Annotated in this window: 8 protein-coding genes; 3 read left to right on the plus strand and 5 right to left on the minus strand. The window is 59.3% G+C overall.

Annotated features, from left to right (window positions below):
• Nucleotides 1-34: 34 nt before the first annotated feature.
• Both Q427_RS04240 and Q427_RS04245 read left to right on the plus strand, forming a co-directional pair.
• Nucleotides 35-259, plus strand: a complete 225-nt coding sequence (locus Q427_RS04240; RefSeq protein ID WP_043511309.1) for a CIA30 family protein — start codon at nt 35-37, stop codon at nt 257-259.
• Complete coding sequence (locus Q427_RS04245) at nt 243-677, plus strand: DCC1-like thiol-disulfide oxidoreductase family protein (RefSeq protein ID WP_231613401.1); 435 nt, start codon at nt 243-245, stop codon at nt 675-677. The genes Q427_RS04240 and Q427_RS04245 overlap by 17 nt, the downstream gene beginning before the upstream one ends.
• A gap of 291 nt (nt 678-968) precedes the next feature.
• Here Q427_RS04245 and Q427_RS04250 read toward each other — a convergent pair whose 3' ends face one another.
• Nucleotides 969-1,739 (minus strand): SAM-dependent methyltransferase, encoded by a 771-nt coding sequence (locus Q427_RS04250; RefSeq protein WP_043511310.1) that lies wholly within the window; start codon nt 1,737-1,739, stop codon nt 969-971.
• Nucleotides 1,736-2,245, minus strand: a complete 510-nt coding sequence (locus Q427_RS29730) for a GNAT family N-acetyltransferase (RefSeq protein ID WP_081785810.1) — start codon at nt 2,243-2,245, stop codon at nt 1,736-1,738. Before Q427_RS29730 ends, Q427_RS04250 begins: the two co-directional genes overlap by 4 nt.
• A 146-nt stretch (nt 2,246-2,391) precedes the next feature.
• On the opposite strand from Q427_RS29730, the gene Q427_RS04260 reads away from it, so the two are divergent.
• On the plus strand, nt 2,392-3,078 hold the full coding sequence (locus Q427_RS04260) for a type 1 glutamine amidotransferase domain-containing protein (RefSeq protein ID WP_043511312.1): 687 nt from the start codon (nt 2,392-2,394) through the stop codon (nt 3,076-3,078).
• 60 nt (nt 3,079-3,138) lie between these two features.
• Here Q427_RS04260 and Q427_RS04265 read toward each other — a convergent pair whose 3' ends face one another.
• From Q427_RS04265 to Q427_RS04275, 3 genes are all read right to left on the minus strand, one after another.
• Nucleotides 3,139-3,450 carry a YkgJ family cysteine cluster protein gene (locus Q427_RS04265; protein WP_081785811.1) on the minus strand — a complete coding sequence of 104 codons (312 nt, stop codon included), beginning with the start codon at nt 3,448-3,450 and terminating at the stop codon, nt 3,139-3,141.
• Between the two features lie 181 nt (nt 3,451-3,631).
• A complete protein-coding gene (locus tag Q427_RS04270; RefSeq protein ID WP_043511315.1) occupies nt 3,632-4,405 on the minus strand; it encodes an alpha/beta fold hydrolase in 774 nt (257 codons plus the stop codon).
• Nucleotides 4,406-4,542: 137 nt separating this feature from the next.
• On the minus strand, nt 4,543-5,022 hold the full coding sequence (locus tag Q427_RS04275) for a GFA family protein (protein WP_043511318.1): 480 nt from the start codon (nt 5,020-5,022) through the stop codon (nt 4,543-4,545).
• Nucleotides 5,023-5,130 lie beyond the last annotated feature (108 nt).

Consider the following 5,130-nt stretch of genomic DNA (forward strand, 5'->3'; position numbering starts at 1 on the left):
CCTATAGAGCGCCATTCCAGCCGTCGGCCGGCGAGTGGCAGCGAATCGCCCTGCCCTGCACACCTTCGAGGCGATATTCCGCGGCCGCCTGCTCAAGGATGCCCCGCCCTTGGCAACGGACCAGATCCGCCAGGTCGGCCTGATGATCGCCGATCGCCGAGATGGCCCCTTTCGCCTGGAGGTGGCGAGCCTCAAGACGCTGGAAGCAGGCGACGAAAAGGAAACGAATGAAGCGGACTCAAGTGACAGCCGACACTAGCGCCAATGACGCGGGGATAGGCCACAGCTCTCGGCCTCGCCTGCGCCTGGTGTATGACGGCGAATGCCCGATGTGCCGCCACTACGTGCGTCGGCAGCGCATTCGCCAGGAAGTCGGTGAACTCGAACTCATCGATGCCCGGGAGGATAGCGACGCCCGACGCGAGCTAACCCAGCTCGGCATCGACCTGGACCAGGGCTTCGCCCTGCAGATCGGCGAGCGCTGGTACCACGGCAGCGAGGCCCTGCACCGCCTCACCCTGCTCGGCACCCGCAGCGGCATATTCAATCGTCTGATGTATCGGCTGTTTGCCAGCCAGGGGCGCACGGCAAGGCTCTATCCGATGCTGAAGGCGTGTCGGAATGGGTTGTTGAGGGTGCTGCGGAAGACGCCTATCGGAAACCTGCGGCGCAGATAGCATCCGGCAGGGCTCTGCTTGGTTTCCTGAATTCAAGCAATAAAGGTATCGCCGGACAGCAGCCCTCGCAGATATCCCTCACTTGGGGGTATTGCCGGTATAGGCATTCACCTCGTGAAAAGCTTCGCCGAACATGACCAGCATGCCCTCAAGAAACGAAATATCATCTGGAGCAAGGTGGTGAAGACTTACAGACATGGATTGCCTCCGCTGCACGACTCATAACCCGTTTCTATTGCGAGCTCCCCAGCTGACCCTTGCGCCGAGTTATATTAAGCAAGAGCCCAGCAATTAGTTGACCGAGCGGCGTGAAACGAAGAATTCGTAGGCATAGTAGTCAGAGTAGCGGCGGTGTATCTCGGGCTCCTCGGCAAGGCGATCGAGAATAGCCAAAGCGTCGGCATCATTCTCGTACCGGGGCCGCAACGCCTCGATTCGTGCCTCCATGGGCGTATAGAAGTCCACCCACCACGCTTCGTCGGGTAGCGTAAAGTGGCCGACCAGTTCAAAGCCGCCCTCATGAAGCGCAACCAGGTCGTCATCCAGCCATCCCATGCCTGGGTAGTCGAGTTCGAAACCCGCCTTGACCTGAGCGGGTGGGCTCTCCCTTCGCCACACCGCATCGGTAAAGGCGAGGTATCCACCCGGCCTGAGCAGGCCATGACACACGGACAGCGCCTTGCGCAGCCCGATACTGTACAGGGCGCCTTCCGACCAGATGAGGTCGAACCCGTTTGGCAAACACTCCGGTTCAGCCATGTCGCCGACCATTGCGATGACACGATTGGCAAGCCCACGCTCAGCGAGAGTCCCCTGCAACCGTTCGATGCTCGGGGCATGTCTATCCACGGCGATGATGGAGGCCCTCGGAATGAGCTCAGCGAGATGCAAGGTCTGACCACCGGCGCCACAACCCAGGTCGAGCACCCTCGGAGCCGCCGGAAGCTTGCGGCACATGGCCAGAGCCTTGCTCGCACAGTCTCGATTGCCTGGCCCTTGGCGGGGCAGGCTGTCGAAGACTTCAAAGAAAAGTTCCCAGAAGCGGGATTCCGGCTGGCTCATTTGGTTTTCTCTTCCTGGCGTTGTCGCACCATCAACACATGGATGCCATGGGGTATGTCATCGAAATCCCTGTCACGCTGAAATCCCGCCTTGGCGAACGCACGCTGCGAGGCCAGGTTATCCCACACAGCGCAGCCGATGAGGAAAGGCACCAACGGGTCGGCGAAGGCTTGCTCGGCCACCAGTCGAATGGCTCTCGGCCCGACACCCCTGCCCAAGGCATTGCGCTCACCGATCATGATGTCGATATCGATCACGCTGGTCGGGATGTCGTTGAGCCCCGCCACGTCGAGTTCCGTGCGGGTGGGATGCTGCCAAAGCACCAGCCCCACCTTTCGGCCGTCGGCCTCGATGATAGCTCGCCAATGTCCAGGTTGCAGCGGCCGGCGCAGCAGCGCAAGGTTCTCCTCGGGGTCGCCCCACCTTGCGCTCACATGTGCGGTGCGTAGCCACGTCTCGACAAGAGAAAGGTCACGCTCATGGACAGGAGAGAGATGGACTTTCATACCGACTCCCAAGATTAATACCGGTTGCCGATTGCGTCGGGATTCCGCCACTCATTAGGCCCTGCTCCACAGACACGCTACGCTCCTGTATAGCCCTTGAACCACCATGGCCCCCGCTGCCACCGGCAGCAAGAAAGGAGAGCGATATGAGTAAACGCATATTGATGGTACTGACATCCCACGATCGCCTCGGCGATACCGGCGAACCCACCGGCTTCTGGCTGGAGGAGCTGGCGGCGCCCTACTACGCCTGCCTGGACGCCGGCGCCGAGGTGACACTGGCCTCCCCCAAGGGCGGAAAGCCGCCACTGGACCCCAAGAGCGACGCCGAGGAGAGCCAGACCGACGCCACACGCCGATTCAAGCAAGACCAACAGGCGCAGCAAGCGCTGGCCGACACGCACAGGCTGAGCGAGGTAAACGCCGACGATTTCGACGCGATCTTCTACCCGGGCGGCCACGGCCCCCTGTGGGACCTGGTTGACAATGCGGACTCCATCCGCCTGATCGAGGCTTTCTGGGCCCAGCAGAAACCAGTGGCTGCCGTTTGCCACGCCCCTATCGTGCTCATCCATGCCCGCGATACCGAAGGCGAGCCGATCATTCGAGGCCGCGAAGTCACCGGCTTCACCAATGAAGAGGAAGAGGCCGTGGGCCTCACCGGGGTCGTACCTCGGCTCGTTGAGAATGCCCTCAAGGAAGGCGGCGCTCACTACTCCAAGGCGGATGTGTTCACCCCGTATACTCGCCGAGACGGCCTGTTGATCACCGGTCAGAATCCGCCCTCTTCCGAGCCTGTCGCAAAAGTATTGCTGGAAGCACTTGGCCAATAGGGCTTCAGCGATCGAAAAACTCAATGACTACCGGCCTGCTTGAGGCCGGTAGCAATGTGCTCATTCAGGAGTTTGAAGGTTCTCGTCCAGTTCCTTTCTTTCGACAAGACACTCATACGAGCCCATTTCGAACTCCCGACAGATCCAGGGTCGATTTTCGTAAATGGTACACATGAAGGTCTGGCGATCCAGAGCCGAGCACCAACCATCCTCCAGGCGGCGCATGGTTTCTCCGCCCCACTCATCGTAAGCAATATGCCTTTCGGGAACACCCGTATCTGTAATGATCATGACTTCCAACCGACAGCAACAAGCCTGACAAGTTGAACAAGTCACCTCGGGCTCGGGCTTATCTTTAAAAAATACGGTCATTTATAGTCGCTGCCGGATAAATTCGGAACAATACTTCAAATCAACCAGTAATTCAAATTCATGGTAAATTAACCTTTGTTCATACATCGTTATCCGGAGGATCCAGCTTCTCGCTAGCAAACCGGCACCTCAGCTAGGCATATAAGGCAGAAAAAACTGCATTCATGCATGCCTATCCCAATCACAACAAGAAGCGTGACACCGAATTGACATACAGCTCAGGCGAAGTGGTCATGGCCTCATGCGCCTGCCCTGGAAGCGCTTCGACACAAACGTCTGGAAGAGCGGCTGCCAGTGCATCGGTTACGTACAGTTCTCGAGGGCTTTCCGTGCCAATCTGCAGCATCACTGGCATCGCAAGGCTGCGAAAGCTTTCAGGCTCGAAATGGTAATTCCCCAGCGCGCGGATATCGCCGAACGAAGCCTCAGCGTCAGCAACGATCTCGTTCCATGGTTCGGTCGCGTGTAACGTCTCGATCTCCTCGGCCTGCACTGCGAGCGTGTCACGAAAGAAAGCTGTCGTAAAACCTTCCCAGTCTGCAGCCTGTGCCAGCTTCTCGAACCGTTCCATCTGCTCCTGGCGGAGAATCTGCGGCCAGGGCGGTTCATAGAGAACCAGCTTACGAATCCGATGGGGGAGCAAAGCGGCCGCAGCAAGTGCAACCTGCGCCCCGTAGGAATGCCCCAGCAGGAAGACCGGCTCACCGACTGAGTCGACCAATACAGCAACGTCCTCCGCTTCATCCGTCACTTCATGAGCTTTAGTGGCATCCGTTTCCCCCCTGCCACGGCGAGCAATAGCGTAGACAGTGAAGTTCTCCTCGAAGGACGGCCTTACCAACTCCCAGTTCGACCTATGGTCGCTGAAGCTCCCATGGACAAGCACCAAGGGCGGACCCTTGCCGCCCTTGTCATAGGAAAGCTTGATGCCGGACGGTGATATTAGCTTATGCATACCTCCCTCCATATCGACAATCTCAACGCCCACGCCTACTTGCTGGCCATCTGTTCCCGTGTTCGGTTGGACGTCACCCCTTACCCGACACGACCTATACCCTCGTGTTTCGCCAACCCATCAAACAGGGGACATTGTCATGACTCACCCTCTTCCAGGCCCAACCGTCGGTGCCACTCGGCGATGCTCTCTTCAGGATAACCGGCGAAACACTGGTCATGCTCTCGCGCCTCGACCTCTACCCAGTTTGGCTTGCCTTCCAGCAGCAGGTGAACCCGCTCGGGTGGGGTAGGTAGTTCGCTGTCGATGGCCGAAGCGAAGGGGTGTACCAGCGCCGGCCAGCGTGGGTCGTAGACCCACAGCGCCGAGGCGCAGTGGCGGCAGAAGTGGCGCTCACCAGGGCTCGGCTCGCCGTCGATCACGGCATGGTAGACGCCCTTGTGCTCGGCGCCTTCGACCTCGAGCGTCTCGGCCCGCCCGCTCAAGTTGATGGCGTAGCCGCCACCACCGGCCGTCTTGCGACAGATCGAGCAGTAGCAGCGCTGGTAGGGATAGGGATGCGGCGAGTCGACGCTGAAACGCACCGCACCACAGTGGCAAGCCCCCTGGAGTCGCATGCTGTCACCTCTTCGTCAGGTCCACTCACTTCAGTCTAGTCGCCTGCCTACCAACATCTCCATGAAGAAGCTGGCCCGTCGCTGCTGTATCACGATGTCGATCTCCAT

Source organism: Halomonas sp. BC04 (assembly GCF_000568385.1).